General features: G+C 60.4%; 18 protein-coding genes. 7 read left to right on the top strand and 11 right to left on the bottom strand.

The window, feature by feature from the left end:
* The first annotated feature begins 66 nt into the window (after positions 1–66).
* Positions 67–630 carry a chorismate--pyruvate lyase family protein gene (locus BLU01_RS13340; protein WP_092275998.1) on the top strand — a complete coding sequence of 188 codons (564 nt, stop codon included), beginning with the start codon at positions 67–69 and terminating at the stop codon, positions 628–630.
* Positions 630–1,520 carry a 4-hydroxybenzoate octaprenyltransferase gene (gene ubiA, locus BLU01_RS13335; protein ID WP_092275995.1) on the top strand — a complete coding sequence of 297 codons (891 nt, stop codon included), beginning with the start codon at positions 630–632 and terminating at the stop codon, positions 1,518–1,520. The genes BLU01_RS13340 and ubiA overlap by 1 nt, the downstream gene beginning before the upstream one ends.
* A gap of 160 nt (positions 1,521–1,680) precedes the next feature.
* On the opposite strand, the gene BLU01_RS13330 is transcribed toward ubiA, so the two are convergent.
* On the bottom strand, positions 1,681–2,058 hold the full coding sequence (locus tag BLU01_RS13330; protein ID WP_092275992.1) for a COG4315 family predicted lipoprotein: 378 nt from the start codon (positions 2,056–2,058) through the stop codon (positions 1,681–1,683).
* 151 nt (positions 2,059–2,209) lie between these two features.
* Here BLU01_RS13330 and phoB point away from each other — a divergent pair, with 151 nt between their 5' ends.
* The 3 genes from phoB to BLU01_RS13315 all read left to right on the top strand — a co-directional run bounded on the left by phoB (position 2,210) and on the right by BLU01_RS13315 (position 5,731).
* Positions 2,210–2,899: a phosphate regulon transcriptional regulator PhoB gene (phoB, locus tag BLU01_RS13325; protein ID WP_008150066.1), complete on the top strand. Its 690-nt coding sequence runs from the start codon at positions 2,210–2,212 to the stop codon at positions 2,897–2,899.
* Positions 2,900–2,980: 81 nt separating this feature from the next.
* Positions 2,981–4,267, top strand: coding sequence for a phosphate regulon sensor histidine kinase PhoR (gene phoR, locus BLU01_RS13320; RefSeq protein ID WP_231987163.1), 1,287 nt, complete (start codon positions 2,981–2,983; stop codon positions 4,265–4,267).
* A 123-nt stretch (positions 4,268–4,390) separates the two neighbouring features.
* Positions 4,391–5,731: a hemolysin family protein gene (locus tag BLU01_RS13315; protein ID WP_092275986.1), complete on the top strand. Its 1,341-nt coding sequence runs from the start codon at positions 4,391–4,393 to the stop codon at positions 5,729–5,731.
* A 169-nt stretch (positions 5,732–5,900) separates the two neighbouring features.
* Here the strand turns inward: BLU01_RS13315 and BLU01_RS13310 are convergent, their stop codons facing one another.
* The 8 genes from BLU01_RS13310 to BLU01_RS13270 all read right to left on the bottom strand — a co-directional run bounded on the left by BLU01_RS13310 (position 5,901) and on the right by BLU01_RS13270 (position 16,751).
* Positions 5,901–6,797: a peptidoglycan DD-metalloendopeptidase family protein gene (locus tag BLU01_RS13310; RefSeq protein ID WP_092275984.1), complete on the bottom strand. Its 897-nt coding sequence runs from the start codon at positions 6,795–6,797 to the stop codon at positions 5,901–5,903.
* Positions 6,798–7,032: 235 nt separating this feature from the next.
* On the bottom strand, positions 7,033–7,980 hold the full coding sequence (locus BLU01_RS13300; protein ID WP_092275979.1) for a response regulator: 948 nt from the start codon (positions 7,978–7,980) through the stop codon (positions 7,033–7,035).
* 167 nt (positions 7,981–8,147) lie between these two features.
* Positions 8,148–8,909 carry a phosphate signaling complex protein PhoU gene (gene phoU, locus BLU01_RS13295; protein WP_092275976.1) on the bottom strand — a complete coding sequence of 254 codons (762 nt, stop codon included), beginning with the start codon at positions 8,907–8,909 and terminating at the stop codon, positions 8,148–8,150.
* Positions 8,910–9,029: 120 nt separating this feature from the next.
* Positions 9,030–9,863 carry a phosphate ABC transporter ATP-binding protein PstB gene (gene pstB, locus BLU01_RS13290; protein ID WP_092275973.1) on the bottom strand — a complete coding sequence of 278 codons (834 nt, stop codon included), beginning with the start codon at positions 9,861–9,863 and terminating at the stop codon, positions 9,030–9,032.
* A 146-nt stretch (positions 9,864–10,009) separates the two neighbouring features.
* Complete coding sequence (gene pstA, locus BLU01_RS13285) at positions 10,010–11,680, bottom strand: phosphate ABC transporter permease PstA (RefSeq protein WP_092275970.1); 1,671 nt, start codon at positions 11,678–11,680, stop codon at positions 10,010–10,012.
* A gap of 16 nt (positions 11,681–11,696) precedes the next feature.
* Positions 11,697–13,979 carry an ABC transporter permease subunit gene (locus tag BLU01_RS13280; protein ID WP_092275967.1) on the bottom strand — a complete coding sequence of 761 codons (2,283 nt, stop codon included), beginning with the start codon at positions 13,977–13,979 and terminating at the stop codon, positions 11,697–11,699.
* Positions 13,980–14,219: 240 nt separating this feature from the next.
* On the bottom strand, positions 14,220–15,221 hold the full coding sequence (locus tag BLU01_RS13275; protein ID WP_092275964.1) for a phosphate ABC transporter substrate-binding protein PstS: 1,002 nt from the start codon (positions 15,219–15,221) through the stop codon (positions 14,220–14,222).
* Positions 15,222–15,452: 231 nt separating this feature from the next.
* Positions 15,453–16,751 carry an MFS transporter gene (locus tag BLU01_RS13270; RefSeq protein WP_092275961.1) on the bottom strand — a complete coding sequence of 433 codons (1,299 nt, stop codon included), beginning with the start codon at positions 16,749–16,751 and terminating at the stop codon, positions 15,453–15,455.
* Positions 16,752–17,115: 364 nt separating this feature from the next.
* Between BLU01_RS13270 and BLU01_RS13265 the strand changes: the two genes are divergently transcribed.
* Together BLU01_RS13265 and BLU01_RS13260 are read left to right on the top strand one after the other, a co-directional pair.
* The gene (locus BLU01_RS13265; RefSeq protein WP_003176975.1) at positions 17,116–17,520 is read left to right on the top strand and encodes an acyl-CoA thioesterase; all 405 of its coding nucleotides are present in this window, start codon (positions 17,116–17,118) and stop codon (positions 17,518–17,520) included.
* 70 nt (positions 17,521–17,590) lie between these two features.
* Positions 17,591–18,490: a D-hexose-6-phosphate mutarotase gene (locus BLU01_RS13260; protein ID WP_092275958.1), complete on the top strand. Its 900-nt coding sequence runs from the start codon at positions 17,591–17,593 to the stop codon at positions 18,488–18,490.
* A 112-nt stretch (positions 18,491–18,602) separates the two neighbouring features.
* Here the strand turns inward: BLU01_RS13260 and BLU01_RS13255 are convergent, their stop codons facing one another.
* Together BLU01_RS13255 and BLU01_RS13250 are read right to left on the bottom strand one after the other, a co-directional pair.
* The gene (locus tag BLU01_RS13255) at positions 18,603–19,139 is read right to left on the bottom strand and encodes a DUF3299 domain-containing protein (RefSeq protein ID WP_092275955.1); all 537 of its coding nucleotides are present in this window, start codon (positions 19,137–19,139) and stop codon (positions 18,603–18,605) included.
* Between the two features lie 87 nt (positions 19,140–19,226).
* On the bottom strand, positions 19,227–19,472 hold the full coding sequence (locus BLU01_RS13250) for a GlsB/YeaQ/YmgE family stress response membrane protein (RefSeq protein WP_008030708.1): 246 nt from the start codon (positions 19,470–19,472) through the stop codon (positions 19,227–19,229).
* Between the last annotated feature and the right edge of the window lie 99 nt (positions 19,473–19,571).

The raw sequence follows: 19,571 nt of genomic DNA, 5'->3' as shown, positions 1-19,571 counted from the left end.
CTCAATCAAAATCGCCGGCCGACATGGTAAGCTCGCCGCCTCATTTGCTGCCAATAATGACTCACTGTGCCGCACTCAAAATCCCCCTGCCCGACCCCGCCCTGGCTGTCGCAAAGCCAGTTGGCGCCCCGCCCCGACGCCGCTGTGCTGGACTGGTTGTTCGATCAAGGTTCGCTGACGCGACGGTTGATCCGTTTGTCGAATGATCGCTTCAGCGTCACGCCGCTGTTCGAAGGCTGGCAAACCCTGCGCGCCGACGAATGCGCGGCGCTGGAGCTTGCCGAAGGCAGTGAAGGCTGGGTGCGCGAGGTGTATTTGCGCGGGCATGGCGAGGCTTGGGTGTTCGCCCGCAGCGTCGCCTCGCGCAGCGCGCTGCAGGGCGACGGCTTACACATGGACGAACTGGGCAGCCGCTCGTTGGGCGAGTTGCTGTTTTGCGACCAGGCGTTTCAGCGTCAGGCCATCGAGGTTTGTCACTATCCTCAGGAATGGCTGCCGCTGGAGGCGCGGACACCCGAGTTGTGGGGCCGCCGCTCGCGTTTCGACCGGGGCGCGCTGAGCGTGCTGGTGGCCGAGATTTTCCTGCCGACCTTGTGGCTCGCCGCGCGCGCACATCCGGAGAACTGCTGATGTACACCCGCCTGCTCAAATCGCTGAATCGCTTCAATCCCCGGGCCTGGGATTTTATTCAGCTGACCCGAATGGACAAGCCGATCGGCATTTATCTGCTGCTGTGGCCAACGCTGTGGGCGCTGTGGATTGCCGGCAAGGGCTCGCCGTCGCTAGCCAACATTGTGATTTTTGTCCTCGGCGTGGTGTTGACCCGCGCCGGCGGCTGCGTGATCAATGACTGGGCCGACCGTAAGGTCGACGGCCATGTGAAACGCACCGAGCAACGGCCATTGGTCAGCGGCAAGATCAGCTCCAGGGAGGCGCTGGTGTTTTTTGCCGTGCTGATGGGCGCGAGTTTCCTGCTGGTGTTGTGCACCAATGCGACGACGATCTGGCTGTCGCTGGGCGGGCTGGCGCTGGCGTGCACTTACCCGTTCATGAAGCGTTACACCTACTACCCGCAAGTGGTGCTGGGCGCGGCGTTTTCCTGGGGCATGCCGATGGCGTTCACCGCCGAAACCGGCGACTTGCCGGCCGCCGCGTGGTTGCTGTACATCGCCAATCTGCTGTGGACGGTGGGCTACGACACGTACTACGCGATGACCGATCGCGACGATGATTTGCGCATCGGGGTGAAATCCACGGCGATTCTGTTTGGTGACGCTGACCGGGTCATCATTCTGACGTTGCAGAGTTTGGCGTTGGTGTGCCTGATGCTGGCCGGTTCGAAATTCGAGCTCGGTGGCTGGTTCCACCTCGGATTACTGGCGGCGGCGGGATGTTTCGTCTGGGAATTCTGGTACACCCGCAGCAAGGAGCGGATGCGCTGCTTCAAGGCGTTTCTGCACAACCACTGGGCCGGGTTGGCGATTTTCGTCGGGATCGTGCTGGATTACGCGCTGCGCTGATTTGCGTGTGTATGTAGCAGCTGCCGGAGGCTGCGTTCGGCTGCGAAGCAGTCGTAAAATCTACCGGCGCGGTATTCCAGATAAACCGCATAAGCAGATTTACGACTGCTGCGCAGCCGAACGCAGGCTTCGCCAGCTGCTACAGGGATCGCTGCTTCTGCTACTTGTGGACGACGTGCCAGACATCCTTCATGCCGTCACCCTTCATTTCTCCAGGTTTTTCGTCCTTCACAAACGTGTAGAGCGGCTTGCCGTCGTAGGCATATTGCATCATGCCGTCATCACGCTTGATGACCGTCCATTTGCCGTCATCCTTGGCACCCGCCGGCGCCATCAGCGGCGGCCAGTTCTTGGCGCAATCGGCGTTGCACATGGACTTGCCGTCGGCATCCTTGTCGAACGTATAAAGCGTCATCCCCTTATGGTCGACCATCATCCCGTCTTTCATCATCGCGGGGTCGGCAGCGAACGCCATCGACGGCAGAGCCAGGGCAGCGGCCAACATCAGGGCCTTGAGGGATTGCGTGAACTGAGTCATGGAAACCTTCTCTTGTGGTTGTCAGGATTCGGAATTAGAGCTTAGTCCAGGATCCCCACAATCGCCGTCGGACTAAAATACTGTCACACGACTGCAATAATTCCGTTATCTAATGCGGCGCAAGACAGTTGAATGACAAGAGGATTAAGGCATGGTTGGCAGGAGCATTCTGATCGTCGACGACGAAGCGCCCATTCGCGAAATGATCGCCGTTGCGTTGGAAATGGCCGGCTATGACTGCCTGGAGGCCGAGAACTCGCAGCAGGCCCACGCCATCATCGTCGACCGCAAGCCGGACCTGATTCTGCTCGACTGGATGCTGCCCGGCACGTCCGGCATCGAGTTGGCCCGACGCCTCAAGCGCGATGAGCTGACCGGTGATATCCCGATCATCATGCTCACGGCCAAGGGTGAAGAGGACAACAAGATTCAGGGCCTGGAAGTCGGCGCCGACGATTACATCACCAAGCCGTTTTCCCCGCGTGAGCTGGTTGCGCGCCTCAAAGCCGTGCTGCGCCGCGCCGGCCCGACCGATGGCGAAACCCCGATCGAAGTCGGCGGCTTGCTGCTAGACCCGATCAGCCATCGCGTGACCATCGACGGCAAACCTGCCGAAATGGGCCCGACCGAATACCGTCTGCTGCAATTTTTCATGACTCACCAGGAACGCGCCTACACCCGTGGCCAGTTGCTGGATCAGGTCTGGGGCGGCAATGTCTACGTTGAAGAGCGTACCGTTGACGTGCACATCCGGCGCCTGCGCAAAGCCCTCGGCGATGCCTATGAAAATCTGGTACAAACCGTGCGCGGCACCGGCTACCGTTTTTCTACCAAAGCCTGACCCGGACCTTTCCCGCCCGACAAGCTGACAAGGACGCGCGTTCACGTGAACCAAAACTGGCATGGCACCCTGATTCGCCACATGCTGCTGCTGGTCACCGCTTGCCTGGTGATCGGCCTGATTTCCGGCTATTACGGCTGGAGCCTGGCGGTCGGCATCGGCCTTTACCTGGCCTGGACCCTCAAGCAATTGCTGCGTCTGCACGAATGGCTGCGCCTGCACAAACCCGATGAACCGCCGCCCGATGGCTATGGTTTGTGGGGCGAAGTGTTCGACAGCATCTATCACCTGCAACGCCGCGACCAACGCGTGCGCGGGCGTCTGCAAGCAGTGATCGACCGCGTTCAGGAATCCACCGCCGCGCTGAAAGACGCGGTGATCATGCTCGACAGCGACGGCAACCTCGAATGGTGGAACCGCGCCGCCGAAACCCTGCTCGGCCTCAAGACCCCGCAAGACAGTGGTCAACCGGTGACCAACCTGGTGCGCCATCCGCGCTTCAAGGAATATTTCGAGCAAGACACTTACGCCGAGCCGCTGGAAATCCCCTCGCCGATCAATGATCGCCTGCGCATTCAGCTGTACATCACCCGCTACGGCAACAACGAACACCTGATGCTGGTGCGCGACGTCACGCGCATTCATCAACTGGAACAGATGCGCAAAGACTTCATCGCCAACGTTTCCCACGAACTGCGCACGCCGCTGACGGTGATCTGCGGTTATCTGGAAACCCTGCTCGACAACGTCGAGGAAGTGAACCCGCGCTGGACCCGCGCCTTGCAGCAGATGCAGCAACAGGGCGGGCGCATGCAAACGCTGCTCAACGACTTGCTGCTGCTGGCGAAACTGGAAGCCACCGATTACCCGTCGGACAACCAGCCGGTGCCGATCGACGGCTTGCTGAAATCGATCAAAAGCGACGCGCAGCAACTGTCCGGGCAACGCAATCAGAAGATCACCCTGGAGGCCGACCCGACGATTCTGCTCAAGGGCAGCGAGGCCGAATTGCGCAGCGCGTTCTCCAATCTGGTGTTCAACGCGGTGAAATACACCCCGGCCGAAGGCAGTATCCGCATTCGCTGGTGGGGTGATGATCAAGGCGCGCACTTGAGCGTGCAGGATTCCGGGGTCGGCATCGACAGCAAACACCTGCCGCGCCTGACCGAACGTTTCTACCGCGTCGATTCCAGCCGCAACTCCGACACCGGCGGCACCGGGCTGGGCCTGGCGATCGTCAAACACGTGCTGTTGCGCCACCGGGCGCGCATGGAAATCAGCAGCGTGCCGGGGCATGGCAGCACGTTCACCTGCCATTTTGCCCCGGCGCAAGTGGCCAAATCCCAGGTCATCAGCGCCGCCGATTGATACCGGCCAGCACTCGCCACTAGGCAATCGCCAAGTCAGCCGCTACATTGGCGGACTTGTGCCTGCCCTTCAGGCACCGCATTTCCTCCTTTTTCGAATACACGGAACCCGCAAAACTCCATCATGGACCCATCCCCTGGCTTGACCCTCGCGACACTCTTCGCCGATTTCGGCATGATTCTTTTTGCTCTGATCCTGGTTTTGCTCAACGGATTTTTTGTTGCGGCGGAATTTGCCATGGTCAAACTGCGCTCGACCCGCGTCGAGGCCATCGCTGAACAGAACGGCTGGCGCGGACACATTCTGCGCACCGTGCACAGTCAGCTCGATGCCTACCTCTCGGCGTGCCAGTTGGGTATCACCCTCGCCTCGCTGGGCCTGGGTTGGGTCGGTGAGCCGGCGTTTGCGCACATCCTCGAACCGCTGCTGGAAGCGCTCGGCGTGCAGTCGGCCGAAGTGATCAAAGGTGTGTCGTTCTTCGCCGCGTTCTTCGTCATTTCGTACCTGCACATCGTCGTCGGCGAGTTGGCACCGAAATCGTGGGCCATCCGCAAACCCGAGCTGCTGTCGCTGTGGACGGCGGTGCCGCTGTACCTGTTCTATTGGGCAATGTACCCGGCGATTTACCTGCTCAACGCCAGCGCCAACGCGATTCTGCGGATCGCCGGCCAGGGCGAACCCGGCCCGCACCACGAGCACCATTACAGCCGTGAAGAACTGAAACTGATTCTGCACTCCAGCCGTGGCCAGGACCCGAGCGACCAAGGCATGCGTGTTTTGGCCTCGGCGGTCGAAATGGGCGAGCTGGAAGTGGTCGACTGGGCCAACTCCCGCGAAGACCTGGTGACGCTGGAGTTCAACGCGCCGCTGAAGGAAATCCTTGCGCTGTTCCGTCGCCACAAGTTCAGCCGTTACCCGGTGTACGACAGCGAGCGCCAGGAGTTCGTCGGCCTGCTGCACATCAAGGATCTGCTGCTGGAACTGGCGGCGCTGGATCACATTCCGGAGTCGTTCAACCTCGCCGAGCTGACCCGTCCGCTGGAACGCATTTCGCGGCACATGCCGCTGTCGCAACTGCTGGAACAATTCCGCAAGGGCGGCTCGCACTTCGCCGTGGTTGAAGAGGCCGACGGCAACATCATCGGCTACCTGACCATGGAAGACGTGCTGGAAGTGCTGGTCGGCGATATCCAGGACGAACACCGCAAGGCTGAACGCGGGATCCTCGCGTATCAGCCGGGCAAGTTGCTGGTTCGTGGCGATACGCCGCTGTTCAAGGTTGAGCGTTTGCTGGGTATCGACCTGGACCACATCGAAGCCGAAACCCTCGCCGGGCTGGTCTACGAAACCCTGAAACGGGTGCCGGAAGAAGAGGAAGTGCTGGAAGTCGAAGGCTTGCGGATCATCATCAAAAAGATGAAAGGGCCGAAGATCATTTTGGCCAAGGTGTTGATGCTGGATTGATAGTCGGCTGGGCGCTTTTGTGGCGAGGGGGCTTGCCCCCGTTGGGCGGCGAAGCGGCCCCTAAATCCCGCAACCGCATAGTCCATGACACACCGCATTCAGAGGATTTGGGACGGCTTCGCCGTCCAACGGGGGCAAGCCCCCTCGCCACAAATGATCTTCACCTGCCTCACTGCTTGCCCAACGCAAAGTTGGGCAACGCGCCCACCGGTTGATTGAACTGGTACGGAATCGACACCAGCCCCAGCCCGGTATTGCGCTGCACCACAAAGTGCAGGTGCGGGCCGCTGCTGTTGCCGGTATTGCCGGACAACGCCAACGCGCTACCGACCATCACCCGCTGCCCCTCGCGCACGCTCACCGAACCTTTCTGCAAATGCAGGTACACGCCCATGGTCCCGTCGTCGTGCAGCACCCGCACGAAATTGCCTGACGGATCATTGCCGCGCCCGGTCTGACGGTTCTCGGTTTTCACCACCATCCCCGCGCGCGCCGCGATGATCGGTGTGCCTTCGGGCATGGCGATGTCCATGGCATAACGGTTCTTCGCCCCGAAGTGGCTGTATTGGCCGTTGGCGCCCTGGCTCAAACGAAACGGTCCGCCACGCCACGGGAACGGGTAACGATAGCCCTGAGCGGCGCCTGACGGGTCGCCCATCGAATATTGGAAGTTCGGGGTATACACCAGCGGTTTGCCGCGAGAAATCGCCGTGAGCAGCGCCAGACGCGATTTGCTGCGCGCCGGCAACACGCGGCGAATCGGTTTGCCCGGCGCGCCTTTAACGTTGCTCAACCCGACGAAACTCAGCTCGATTTCCACCGGCGCATACAGATCGTTGCGCACGAACACGGCGTCGGCGCCTTTCTGCTTTTTGATGTCGAGGTACACCTGGCGCTCAAGGTGCTCGACCATGCGATCGCGAAAAACGAACACCTGCGAGCCTTTGGTGGGGCGGTCGCTGTAGGAGACCACGCCATTGGCGTCTTTGGACTTGTAGATGGTCATCGCCCCCGCCGTGGTGGAAGCGAGCAACAGACCACAGAAAAACAACAGGCGCGCGAGCATGGGCAGGATTCTGTCGAGTAAGGCCTGGTGAGGAGCCTAGCAGGTGCAATGGACCTGGGTGGTCGGCAGATGTTTCAGATGGTCGCGTCAGCGAGAGGGGTATTGAATTTGATCGACCCTTCGCGGGCAAGCCTCGCTCCTACAGGGTTTTGGGGTGGCCACACATTTTGTGAGCAACACCAATCGACTGTGGGAGCGCGCTTGCTGGCGATGGCGGACTGTCAGGCGACGAAGATCACGCGCCGGGGATGAAGTGCTTCTGCGCCGTACCACGGGCGATCAGGCGCGAGATGTAGTCGAGCTTCTGCGCGTCCTGATCGACGAAGCGGAAGGTCAGCTGCAGCCATTCGCTGTCAGGCTTGGGTTCGTGGGCGACGATGGCGTGCAAGTAACCATTGAGGCGCGCGGTTTCTGCGTTATCGCCCTGCTCCAGGTCGAGCACCGCGCTTTCCAGCACTTGCGGCAAGGTGTCGCTGCGTTTCACTACCAGCAAGGCTTCCTTGAGACTCAACGCCTTGATCACGCACGGCTGGTTGCCGCTCGACAGGCGCAATTGGCCCTGGCCGCGACCGGCAGGTGCCGCCGTCGCAGCAGGGGCCTTGGGCGGTGCGTTGTTGAGCAAACCACGCGATGCTGCAGCCGCCGGGGCCGGGGCTGGCGCCGCAGCAACCGGTTTGGCGAATGGATTGACTGGCGCGGCGCCGAGCACTTCAGTCTTGCCGCCGGTCAATGCGCTGAGCGAATCGTTGCCGAACGCCGAGTTCATTTTGGTCGGCGCGCTGTTCATCAATTTGTCGAGTTTGCCGACCTTGTTCAGCGCCTGTTTGACCTTGGTCAGCAGTTGTTCGTTGGTGAACGGTTTGCTGACGTAACCGGAAACGCCGGCCTGAATCGCCTGGACCACGTTCTCTTTGTCGCCACGGCTGGTCACCATCACGAACGGCATGCTTTTGAGGTTGTCTTGCTCGCGGCACCAGGTCAGCAGTTCGAGGCCGGACATTTCCGGCATTTCCCAGTCGCACAGCACCAGGTCGAACGCTTCGCGCGCCAGAATCGCCTGAGCCTTTTTACCGTTGACGGCATCTTCGATGCGAATGCCCGGGAAGTAATTACGCAGGCACTTCTTCACCAGGTCACGAATGAACGACGCATCGTCCACGACCAACACACTGACCTTACTCATCCACAACCCCTTTAAAAAATCCCGGCAAGCATACCGCTTTGCTGGTGGCACATCGCCACAAACCTTCAGTCACGCCGGGACTTTTCGTTCGCGGGTGCTGCTTTCGAATTCGGTCCCACAAGCAAAAACGCCCGGCCGAATGGCCAGGCGTTTTAGTCAGGGCAATCCTACTTATCGTCAGCTTTGCCCGGAACATTAGCGGTTTCGCCACTTGTGCCTTCAACTTCTTCTTTCATGCGCTTGAGGCCAAGGTGACGCACGTCGGTGCCGCGCACCAGGTAAATCACCAGTTCCGAGATATTGCGCGCGTGGTCGCCGATGCGTTCCAGCGAACGCAGCACCCAAATGATGCTCAAGACCCGCGAGATAGAGCGCGGGTCTTCCATCATGTAGGTCGCCAACTCGCGCAGCGCGGTCTTGTATTCGCGGTCGATGATCTTGTCGTACTGCGCCACCGACAACGCCAGGTCGGCGTCGAAACGGGCAAACGCGTCCAGCGCATCGCGGACCATGTTGCGCACCTGGTCGCCGATGTGGCGCACCTCGACGTAACCGCGCGGCGCCTCGCCCTCTTCGCACAACTGGATGGCGCGGCGGGCAATCTTGGTCGCTTCGTCGCCGATGCGTTCGAGGTCGATCACCGATTTGGAGATGCTGATGATCAACCGCAAGTCCGACGCCGCCGGCTGACGACGCGCGAGAATGCGCAGGCATTCTTCGTCGATATTGCGTTCCATCTGATTGATCTCGTCGTCGATCTCACGCACTTGCTGGGCCAGACCGGAGTCGGCCTCGATCAGTGCGGTGACGGCGTCGTTGACCTGCTTTTCCACCAGCCCGCCCATGGCCAGGAGGTGGCTGCGCACTTCCTCAAGCTCGGCGTTGAACTGTGCAGAGATGTGATGGGTTAAACCTTCTTTACTAATCATCTGTTTCGCTCCGCGAAAGTTGCAAGCTTCAAGCTGCAAGCTTCAAGCAGTTATGTATAAGTCCTGATATCGCACCGCTTCTCTCTTGCCGCTTGAAGCTTACGGCTCGCAGCTCTACGGCTAGCCGTAGCGCCCGGTGATGTAGTCTTCGGTCTGTTTCTTCGCCGGATTGGTGAACAGCGTGTCGGTGTCGCCGAATTCCACCAGTTTGCCCATGTACATGAACGCCGTGTAGTCGGAAACCCGCGCGGCTTGTTGCATGTTGTGGGTCACGATAACGATGGTGAATTTGGATTTCAGTTCGTAGATCAGCTCTTCGACTTTCAGCGTCGAAATCGGATCGAGCGCCGAGCACGGTTCGTCGAGCAGCAGCACTTCCGGCTCCACGGCGATGGTGCGCGCGATCACCAGACGTTGCTGCTGACCACCGGACAAACCGAGTGCCGATTCATGCAGACGATCTTTGACTTCGTCCCACAATGCCGCGCCTTTCAACGCCCACTCAACGGCTTCGTCGAGCACGCGCTTTTTGTTGATGCCCTGAATGCGCAAGCCATACACGACGTTTTCGTAGATGGTTTTCGGAAACGGGTTGGGCTTCTGGAACACCATGCCGACGCGACGACGCAGCTCGGCGACGTCTTCGCCCTTGCGATAGATGTTGTGGCCGTAGAGGTTGATCGCGCCTTCGACACGGCAGCCGTCGACCAGATCGTTCATGCGATTGAAGGTGCGCAGCAGCGTGGATTTGCCGCAACCCGACGGGCCGATGAACGCGGTCACGCGCTGTTTCGGGATGTTCATGCTGACGTCGAACAGCGCTTGTTTGTCGCCGTAGTACAGGCTCAGGCCCGGAACTTCGATGGCAACGGTTTCCTGCGCCAGGCTCAGGCTCTGCTTGTCGCGGCCCAGGGCGGACATGTTGATGCCGTGGGTATGTGTCTCGTGCTGCATGGGAGGCTCCCTGTGCTGACAAATTCGGTTCAGTGAGCCGCAGGCCGAGCCTGCGGTTACGCAATTCTTTGTGGGAGCATGGCTTGCCCGCGATGGCGTCCTTGAAATCGCCATCGCGAGCAAGCTGTGCTCCTACAGGGCCAGCATCAACTATCCAATGCTTTGTATTTCTCGCGCAGGTGGTTGCGGATGTACACCGCCGACAAGTTCAGCGTGGCGATCACCAGCACCAGCAGCAGCGCCGTGGCGTACACCAGCGGTCGCGCCGCTTCGACGTTCGGGCTCTGGAAGCCGACGTCATAGATGTGGAAGCCCAGGTGCATGATCTTCTGATCCAAATGCAGGTATGGATAGTTGCCATCCAGTGGCAGCGACGGCGCCAGTTTGACCACGCCCACCAGCATCAGCGGCGCCACTTCACCAGCGGCACGCGCCACCGCGAGGATCATCCCGGTCATCATCGCCGGGCTGGCCATCGGCAGGACAATCTTCCACAGCGTTTCAGCCTTGGTCGCGCCGAGGGCCAACGAGCCCTCGCGCACGGTGCGAGGAATCCGCGCCAGGCCTTCTTCCGTCGCCACAATCACCACCGGCACCGCCAACAGCGCCAGGGTCAGCGAGGCCCAGAGCAGGCCCGGCGTACCGAAGGTCGGCGCCGGCAAAGCTTCGGGGAAGAACAAACGGTCGACCGAACCACCCAGCACGTACACAAAGAAGCCGAGGCCGAACACGCCGTAAACAATCGCCGGAACGCCCGCCAGGTTGTTCACGGCGATGCGGATCAGCCGCGTCATGGTGTTCTGTTTTGCATATTCACGCAGGTAAACCGCTGCCAGCACACCGAACGGCGTCACGATCATCGCCATGATCAGCGTCATCATCACGGTGCCGAAGATGGCCGGGAAAATCCCGCCTTCAGTGTTGGCTTCGCGCGGGTCATCGCTGAGGAATTCCCAGACCTTGCTGAAGTAGAAACCGATCTTGGTCAACGTGCCCATCGCGTTCGGCTGGTAGGCGTGAACCACCTTGCCGATGTCGATGACGACTTCTTTGCCGTTGGCATCGCGAGCGGTCAGGCTGTCGCGGTTGAACTGGGCGTGCAGGTCCGCCAGGCGCGCTTCGATGTCTTGATAACGCGCGTTCAGTTCAGCGCGTTCGCCGTCCATGTCGGCTTGCGCAGCGGCGTCGAGTTTGCCTGCCAGTTCCAGTTTGCGGCCGTGCAGACGAATGCGTTCGAGGCCGGCGTTGATCGCGCCAATGTCGGATTTTTCCAAGGTCTTGAGCTGCGCCGCAAGCTGGTTGACGCGATCAACGCGCGACTGCAACTCAGGCCAGGCCGCCTCGCCTTCAGCGATGACCTTGCCGTCCTGTTTGACGTTGACCAGGTAACCGTAGAAGTTGCCCCACTCGCGACGCTCGATGGCCATCAGCTCCGGCGGCGTCTTCTGGTCCGTCAGCCACTCGCCGACGATCCAGGTGAAATCGTTGCCGTTCAAGTCACGGTTGCCGACCTTGATCAGCTCGCGGGTCATGAACTCCGGGCCGACGTCCGGCACCGGCAGGCCAGCGCTTTTCAGGCGCTCGCGCGGCACTTCTTCCTTTTGCACCACTTCGCCGACCACCAGGTGATTGGCCTGGCCGGGCACGTCGTAACTGGCGTGAATCAAGTCCGCCGGCCAGAAGTGACCGAGGCCGCGCACGGCAATCACCGCCAGCAGACCAATGGTCATGATGACCGCGATGGACACCGCGCCACCGCTGATCCAGACACCGGGGGCGCCGCTCTTGAACCATCCTTTCAGGGAGTTCTGTTTCACAGACTTCTACCTTTGCTTAAAGCGACGAGTATTTCTTGCGCAGACGCTGACGAATCAGTTCCGCGAGGGTGTTCATGACGAAGGTGAACAACAGCAGCACCAGCGCCGAGAGGAACAGCACGCGGTAGTGGCTGCCGCCGACTTCCGACTCCGGCATTTCCACCGCGACGTTGGCGGCCAGGGTGCGCAGGCCTTCGAACAGGTTCATTTCCATGACCGGGGTGTTGCCGGTGGCCATCAGCACGATCATGGTTTCCCCGACCGCGCGGCCCATGCCGATCATCAGCGCCGAGAAAATCCCCGGGCTGGCGGTCAGGATCACCACGCGCGTCATGGTCTGCCAAGGCGTGGCGCCGAGTGCCAGCGAACCCAGGGTCAAGCCACGCGGCACGCTGAACACGGCATCTTCGGCGATGGAGTAAATGTTCGGGATCACCGCGAAACCCATGGCCAGACCGACCACCAGTGCGTTGCGCTGGTCGTAGGTGATGCCCAGATCGTGGGAGATCCACATGCGCATGTCGCCGCCGAAGAACCAGGTTTCCATGTACGGGCTCATGTACAGCGAGAGCCAGCCCACAAACAGAATCACCGGAATCAGGATTGCGCTTTCCCAGCCGTCCGGCACTTTCAGGCGAATCGACTCAGGCAAACGGCTGAAGATGAAACCGGCGACCAGAATGCCGATCGGCAACAGCATCAGCAGGCTGAAGATGCCCGGCAAATGCCCTTCCACATACGGCGCGAGGAACAGGCCGGCGAAGAAACCGAGGATCACCGTCGGCATCGCTTCCATCAGCTCGATCACCGGTTTGACCTTGCGGCGCAGGCTCGGAGCCATGAAGTAGGCGGTGTAGATGGCGGCGGCGACAGCCAATGGCGCGGCCAGCAGCATCGCGTAGAACGCAGCTTTGAGCGTGCCGAACGTCAGCGGCGCGAGGCTCATCTTCGGTTCGAAATCAGTGTTGGCGGCGGTCGACTGCCAGACGTATTTAGGCTCGTCGTAGTTCTCGTACCAGACCTTGCTCCAAAGCGCGCTCCAGGATACTTCCGGGTGGGAATTGTCCAGCAGCAGCGGCTGCAGCTTGCCACCCGCCTCGACGATGATGCGGTTGGCGCGCGGCGACATGCCGAAAATGCCTTGGCCGTCGACCACTTGATCGACCAGCAAGGTGCGGTGCGCGGTGCTGTGGAACACGCCGAGCTTGCCCGAGGCGTCGAGGGCGACGAAGCCTTTGCGGCGTTCTTCGGCAGTGATTTCAACGATCGGCGTGGTGCCCATCTGGAACGTGCGAATCTGCTTCAGGCGTTGTTCGCCATCCGGGTCGCGGGCCATGAACCATTGGGCCAGACCGCCGTTGGAATCGCCCAGGATCAGCGAAATGCCGCCGACCAACTGGGTCGAGGCAGTGATTTGCGCTTCGCCGTTTTCGAGCAGTTTGTAGCGACCGTTGAGGCTCTTGTCGCGCAGGCTGAAGACGTCGGCCTGAGCGCGCCCGTTGATCACGTACAGCCATTGCTGACGCGGGTCGACGAAGATGTTTTTCACCGGCTCGGTCATCTGCGGCAGATCAATGCGTTTCTGCTCGTTGGTGACTTCGCCGGTCATCATGTTTTCTTCGCTGGTCAGCGACAACACGTTGAGCTGCGAACCGGTCGAACCGACCAGCAACAGCGTGGCGTCGGTGGCATTCAGGCTGACGTGCTCCAGCGCCCCGCCCGCCTCGTTCAGCGCCAGTGGGGCTTCGCCGTACGGGTATTCGATGGCCGGCGAGATGGTCTTCTTGCCGTCCGGGTAGCTGACTTTGTAGGTGTGACGGAACACCAGCGCCTGACCGTTGGACAGACCGACCGCCACCAGCGGCTGACCCGGCTGGTCTTCGCCAATGGACGTCACGGTGGTGCCGGCCGGAATCGGCAGGTCGACGCGCTTGAGTTCGGCGCCGCTGTCGATATCAAAGAACAGCGCCTGGCCCTTGTCGGAAATCCGCATGGCGACCTGGTTCTGTTCTTCGAGGGAGATCATCAGCGGCTTGCCGGCGTCTTGCATCCAGGCCGGGGTGATGGCGTCCTTGGCGGTCAGATCGGCACCCTGGAACAGCGGTGCGACGACGTAGCCGAGGAAGAAGAAGATCAGCGTGATCGCGCCAAGCACAGCGAGACCGCCGACGAGGACGTACCAGCGGGTCAGGCGATCCTTGAGCGCGCGGATGCGGCGCTTGCGTTGCAGCTCAGGCGTATTGAAGTCAATGCGCTTGGGAGGATTAGTAGTCATGGTGGAATTGGCCAGATCATTCATGCGCACACCCTAGCGATCCTGTATGACAGAAAGATGACAATGCAGTGACGCAACAAATCCGCCGCCAGCGGGGACTGGCAGAGGATCGAAAATTGGGGGGCCGGCGTTCACCGGCATTTGTAGGAGCGAAGCTTGCTCGCGAAGGCGTCGGCACATTCAACATCACTGTTGGCTGACCCACCGCTTTCGCGAGCAAGCTTCGCTCCTACACAGGTCCGGGTTTACCCCGGACCTACGGTGTTACTTCTTTGCGACTTCAGCGCTGCCTTCTTGCAGACCCAGGTCAGCCAGTGCTTTTGCAGCAACCTTGGCTGGCAGCGGGATGTAGCCGTCTTTCACCACAACTTCCTGGCCCTGTTTGGACAGCACCAGTTTCACGAACTCGGCTTCCAGCGGGGCCAGAGGCTTGTTCGGGGCTTTGTTGACGTAGACGTAGAGGAAACGCGACAGCGGGTATTTGCCGTTCAGGGCGTTTTCTTCGGTGTCTTCGATGAACTCGGTGGTGCCTTTCTTGGCCAGTGCCACGGTCTTCACGCTAGCGGTTTTGTAACCGATGCCCGAGTAACCGATGCCGTTCAGCGAGGAGCTGATCGACTGCACGACCGAAGCCGAACCTGGTTGTTCGTTGACGTTCGGCTTGAAGTCGCCTTTGCACAGGGCTTCTTCCTTGAAGTAGCCGTAGGTGCCCGATACCGAGTTACGACCGAACAGCTGAACCGGCTTGTTCGCCAGGTCGCCGGTCACGCCCAGGTCGCCCCAGGTTTTAATGTCGGCTTTGCCACCGCACAGACGAGTCGAGGCGAAGACCGCGTCCACTTGTTCCATGGTCATGTGCTGGATCGGGTTGTCCTTGTGCACGAACACCGCCAAGGCGTCCACGGCAACCGGGATGGCGGTTGGCTTGTAGCCGTACTTGGTTTCAAAGGCTTGCAGCTCGTTGTCCTTCATCTTGCGGCTCATCGGGCCCAGGTTGGCGGTGCCTTCAGTCAACGCAGGTGGCGCGGTGGAGGAACCGGCGGCCTGAATCTGGATGTTTACGTTCGGGTATTCTTTTTTGTAGTTCTCGGCCCATAAGGTCATGAGGTTGGCCAGGGTATCGGAGCCGACACTGGACAGGTTGCCCGACACACCAGTGGTCTTGGTGTAGCTCGGGATAGCAGGGTCAACAGCGGCGAACGCGTTGGCAGTCGCAACGCCAGCAGCGACAAAAGTCATTGCCGCCATCAAACGCTTCAGTTTCATGCCTTACTCCTAGCAGATAGGGTGTGTTAAGTCGGGGCCAAGTATCAGCAGGCCGTGTGAACACTCTATGGCTGAAATATGACAATTGGATGAAAGGCCAGCATTCGGTGTTTCGACGTAATACCGCGTAATCGTTCTTCGCGGGCAAGCCTCGCTCCTACAGGTCGCAGTGATCCGTAGGAGCGAGGCTTGCCCGCGAAGGCGTCAGTCCTGTCGATAGAAGAAACCGGCTCAGCGCCCCTTCTTCCACAAATAAGCCCCAACCAAAATCCCCACCCCGCAAATGATCGCGACGTAGTAAGCAGGCCCCATCGGGCTTTGCTTGAGCAGCAAGGTGACGATCATTGGCGTCAAGCCGCCGAAGATTGCGTAAGCGAGGTTGTAGGAAAACGACAATCCGCTGAAACGCACCACGGCCGGGAAGGCTTTGACCATGACGTAAGGCACCGCGCCGATGGTGCCGACCAGCAAGCCGGTCAGGGCGTACATCGGGAACAGCCAGTCCGGGTGGTTGAACAGGCTGTGGTAGAAGGTCCACGAACTGATCAGCAACGCGGCGCTGCCGAACACGAAGACGCGGCCGGCGCCGAAACGGTCGGCCAGTGCGCCGGACGCCACGCAGCCGAGGCTGAGGAACACGATAGCCAGGCTGTTGGCCTGCAGCGCGGTGGTAGGCGCGAAGTGGTAGACGGTTTGCAGCACGGTCGGGGTCATGAGGATGACGACGATGATCCCGGCCGACAGCAGCCAGGTCAGCAGCATGGAAATCAGGATCGCCCCGCGATGGTCACGCAGCACCGCGCGCAGCGGCACTTCTTCGGCCAAGGCTTTGCGCAGTTGCAGTTCGGCGAACACCGGGGTTTCGTGCAGCCAGCGGCGCAGGTACACGGAGAACAAACCGAACACGCCGCCGAGCAGAAACGGGATCCGCCAGGCGTAATCCGCGACTTCGACAGGCGTGTAAATGCTGTTGATCGCCGTGGCGACCAGCGAACCCAGGAGAATGCCGGCGGTCAGGCCGCAGGTCAGGGTGCCGCAGGCGTAGCCGATGTGTCGCTGCGGCACGTGTTCGGAAACGAATACCCAGGCGCCCGGCACTTCACCGCCAATCGCCGCGCCCTGAATCACCCGCATCAGCAGCAACAGAATCGGCGCCCACATGCCGATCTGCGCATACGTCGGCAGCAAACCCATGATCAGCGTCGGCACGGCCATCATGAAAATGCTCAAGGTGAACATCTTCTTGCGCCCCAGCAGGTCGCCGAAATGCGCCATGACAATGCCGCCCAACGGCCGCGCCAGGTAGCCGGCGGCGAAGATGCCGAAGGTCTGCATAAGGCGCAGCCACTCGGGCATGTCGGCCGGGAAGAACAGCTTGCCGACCACCGTGGCGAAGAATACGAAGATGATGAAGTCGTAGAACTCCAGCGCGCCGCCGAGTGCAGACAGCGACAAAGTCTTGTAGTCATTGCGGGACAAGGGACGTGCGGATTGCGTCGGCTGCGCGATGCTCGAGGGCGCTGTGGTCATGGCAAGGGCTTCTCTTATAGTCGGATCTGCAACCCCAACAACGCTGGCGGAGGCTTGGGCAGGTCCGGCACGATAGCAAATTGTTCGAAAAAGCACATAGAGGCGCGTAATTGACGGTCGAAATGAGAACCCGACGGTCGTCTCGGAGTCTACCGATCGATATACTCGCAAGCCTGTAACAGTTTGAAAGGGTTGCTGTGCGAAAACGCCTCCGGGAGTTCACAGGCGATTTCGCAGAGTTTCCCTTTAGGCGCCTTACGAAAAACGTGACGAACGTAGTATGTTCGGGGCTGAATCGTTTTTTCTGAGACGGCTATCACCTTGAAGTATTAATGAAGAGTCACGGGTCAGAGGCACCCCCGGCATGATAGAGCTCGAACAAGAAGATCCAATCCCGCAAGGCGACCTTGCCCTGCAAATCACCGCACTCCCGCGCGAAACCAACGGCTTTGGCGATATTTTCGGCGGCTGGCTGGTGGCGCAGATGGATTTGGCCGGTACCGCAATGGCCAGCAAAGTTGCCGGTGGCCGCGTCGCGACTGTGGCGATCGACCGGATGGCATTCCTGGTGCCGGTGGCGGTAGGCGCGCAGCTTTCCTTTTATACCCAGGCGCTGGAAATCGGCCGCAGCTCGATCCAGATGATGGTCGAAGTCTGGAGCGACGATCCGCTGTCCAGCGAATGGCGCAAAGTGACAGAAGCGGTATTTGTGTTTGTTGCCATCGATGGCAGTGGTCGCACACGTTCGGTGCCGTCGCGCGCTCGTTAAACCTGCAGGTTAAACAAGGCGCTGCTTCTGCGGTCCATTGCAGTCATTGATCCTGATTGAGAGTTGCCCCATGAGCACGCCCAACGTTGAAGCCGTGAAACTCGATGAACTGAACTGCTGGCGCATCCGCCACGGTCAGGCCGAATTGCTGGTGGCCCAGCAAGGCGCGCATATCCTCAGTTATCAATTGGCCGGCCAACCGCCGCTGATCTGGCTCAACGACGAGGCCGTGTTCAAGACCGGCAAAAGCATCCGCGCCGGGGTGCCGGTGTGCTGGCCGTGGTTCGGAGTCTTCGCGCGCAATCCGCAAAGCGTGCAGGCGATGCGCGTCGGCAATGATGCGGCGAATGCCCACGGTCTGGTCCGGGCGATGGACTGGCAATTGGGCGGCATCGAAGCCGAGGGCGAGAGCCTGAACGTCGAGTTCATTCTGCCCTGCCCCGAAGGCGGATTCGCCGAATGGCCGCATCAGGTGGATTTGAAGTTGAGCATTCGTCTGGATGAACAACTGCACATCAGCCTCACCAGCCATAACCGCGGCACTGAAACCGTGTCCATCAGCCAGGCCCTGCACAGCTATTTCGCGGTCAGCGATGTGCGCAACGTGCACGTCGAAGGGCTGGACGGTTTGCGCTACATCGACACGACCAAGGACTGGGCCACCGCCACTCAGAGCGGTGATCTGGCGTTCGTCGGCGAGACGGACCGGATCTATCTGGACGTCCCGCAGCAGTTGAGCATCGTCGACCCGACCTGGGAACGGCGCGTCGAGCTGACCAGCAGCGGTTCACGCACAGCGGTGATCTGGAACCCGTGGATCGATCGCGCGGCGGCGTTCAGCGACATGGCCGACGATGGCTGGCAGCGCATGCTGTGCATCGAGACCGCGAATGTGATGGATGACGTGGTGGATCTGGCGGCGGGTGCCAGTCATACGCTGGGCGTAAGCATCGCTAGCAAACCGCTGTAAAAGCTTCGCGGGCAAGCCTCGCTCCTACAGGGATTGGTGCCGCCACAATTTTTTCGTGGTCGGACCTCGCCCCTGTAGGAGCGAGGCTTGCCCGCGAATCGATCTCCAGCCGCTACAAATCCGCCTCTTCCACCACCCGCACTTTCGCCGCATCCAGCGCATACGCCGCATCAGCCAGGTCATTGCTGACTTTCTCGACCTTCAACTTCCCCGTCACCCACAGCGGCGTGTAGATGTCGTCCAGCTTCAAGCCTTGCGGATAACGCACCAGCACCAATTGATTGGGCGGCGGTGGCGGCACGTGGATGCAGGCGCCGGGGTACGGCACGAGGAAAAACAGCGTGCTGCGGCCCTTGGCGTCGGACTCCAGCGGCACCGGATAACCGCCGATGCGAATATCCTTGTCGTTCATCGACGCCACGGTTTTGCTCGAATACATCACCGCCGGCAGGCCTTTGCTTTGCTTCAGGCCACCCTTGGCCGTGAAGGTGCCGTCGCTTTCGGGCGAGTCGTGGTCGATTTCGGGCATGGCTTCGAGGGCTTTCTGGTCCGACTTGGGCATCAGCGCCAGCCAGTCGGTTTCCGGCAATTCGCCGGCGTGGGCGAGGCCCGAGCCTAGTAAAAGGAAAGTCAGCAGGAGACGGCGCATGAAGGTGCTCGGCAAAGGAAGGGACGAAACAACGCCGGGCATTCTAGCCCTCTCGGCCTGCGCAGCAGAGAGGGCTTGGTCGGCAGATCAGTTCTTTTTGATCAAACCGTAGATCACCAGCAGCACGACCGCACCGACCAGCGCACCGATGAAGCCCGCGCCTTGACCGGCCTGGTAGATGCCCAGTGCCTGGCCGCCATAAGTGGCCGCCAACGAACCGCCGATACCGAGCAAGATGGTCATGATCCAACCCATGCTGTCATCACCCGGTTTCAGGAAGCGCGCCAGCAGGCCGACGATCAAGCCGATAAAGATGGTTCCAATAATTCCCATGGCACTTTTCCTCTGAATGATTTGAATATGCCAAGCCTAGTCAGACTTTGGCATCCTGCAATCAGAGAACCATTGGCAATTAAGGTTCCGCAGCGCCGA

Source organism: Pseudomonas prosekii (genome assembly GCF_900105155.1).
GTDB classification, from domain to species: Bacteria; Pseudomonadota; Gammaproteobacteria; order Pseudomonadales; family Pseudomonadaceae; genus Aquipseudomonas; species Aquipseudomonas prosekii.
Note: the sequence above shows the minus strand (reverse complement) of the source record. Positions and strands in the feature narration are given on the sequence as shown.

Bases quoted from the DNA above. Each gene is read 5' to 3' on its own strand.
- ubiA (WP_092275995.1), top strand. From the start codon at position 630: ATGTACACCCGCCTGCTCAAATCGCTGAATCGCTTCAATCCCCGGGCC.
- BLU01_RS13330 (WP_092275992.1), bottom strand. From the start codon at position 2,058: ATGACTCAGTTCACGCAATCCCTCAAGGCCCTGATGTTGGCCGCTGCC.
- phoB (WP_008150066.1), top strand. From the start codon at position 2,210: ATGGTTGGCAGGAGCATTCTGATCGTCGACGACGAAGCGCCCATTCGC.
- phoR (WP_231987163.1), top strand. From the start codon at position 2,981: ATGCTGCTGCTGGTCACCGCTTGCCTGGTGATCGGCCTGATTTCCGGC.
- BLU01_RS13315 (WP_092275986.1), top strand. From the start codon at position 4,391: ATGGACCCATCCCCTGGCTTGACCCTCGCGACACTCTTCGCCGATTTC.
- BLU01_RS13310 (WP_092275984.1), bottom strand. From the start codon at position 6,797: ATGCTCGCGCGCCTGTTGTTTTTCTGTGGTCTGTTGCTCGCTTCCACC.
- BLU01_RS13300 (WP_092275979.1), bottom strand. From the start codon at position 7,980: ATGAGTAAGGTCAGTGTGTTGGTCGTGGACGATGCGTCGTTCATTCGT.
- phoU (WP_092275976.1), bottom strand. From the start codon at position 8,909: ATGATTAGTAAAGAAGGTTTAACCCATCACATCTCTGCACAGTTCAAC.
- pstB (WP_092275973.1), bottom strand. From the start codon at position 9,863: ATGCAGCACGAGACACATACCCACGGCATCAACATGTCCGCCCTGGGC.
- BLU01_RS13280 (WP_092275967.1), bottom strand. From the start codon at position 13,979: ATGAATGATCTGGCCAATTCCACCATGACTACTAATCCTCCCAAGCGC.
- BLU01_RS13275 (WP_092275964.1), bottom strand. From the start codon at position 15,221: ATGAAACTGAAGCGTTTGATGGCGGCAATGACTTTTGTCGCTGCTGGC.
- BLU01_RS13270 (WP_092275961.1), bottom strand. From the start codon at position 16,751: ATGACCACAGCGCCCTCGAGCATCGCGCAGCCGACGCAATCCGCACGT.
- BLU01_RS13265 (WP_003176975.1), top strand. From the start codon at position 17,116: ATGATAGAGCTCGAACAAGAAGATCCAATCCCGCAAGGCGACCTTGCC.
- BLU01_RS13260 (WP_092275958.1), top strand. From the start codon at position 17,591: ATGAGCACGCCCAACGTTGAAGCCGTGAAACTCGATGAACTGAACTGC.
- BLU01_RS13255 (WP_092275955.1), bottom strand. From the start codon at position 19,139: ATGCGCCGTCTCCTGCTGACTTTCCTTTTACTAGGCTCGGGCCTCGCC.
- BLU01_RS13250 (WP_008030708.1), bottom strand. From the start codon at position 19,472: ATGGGAATTATTGGAACCATCTTTATCGGCTTGATCGTCGGCCTGCTG.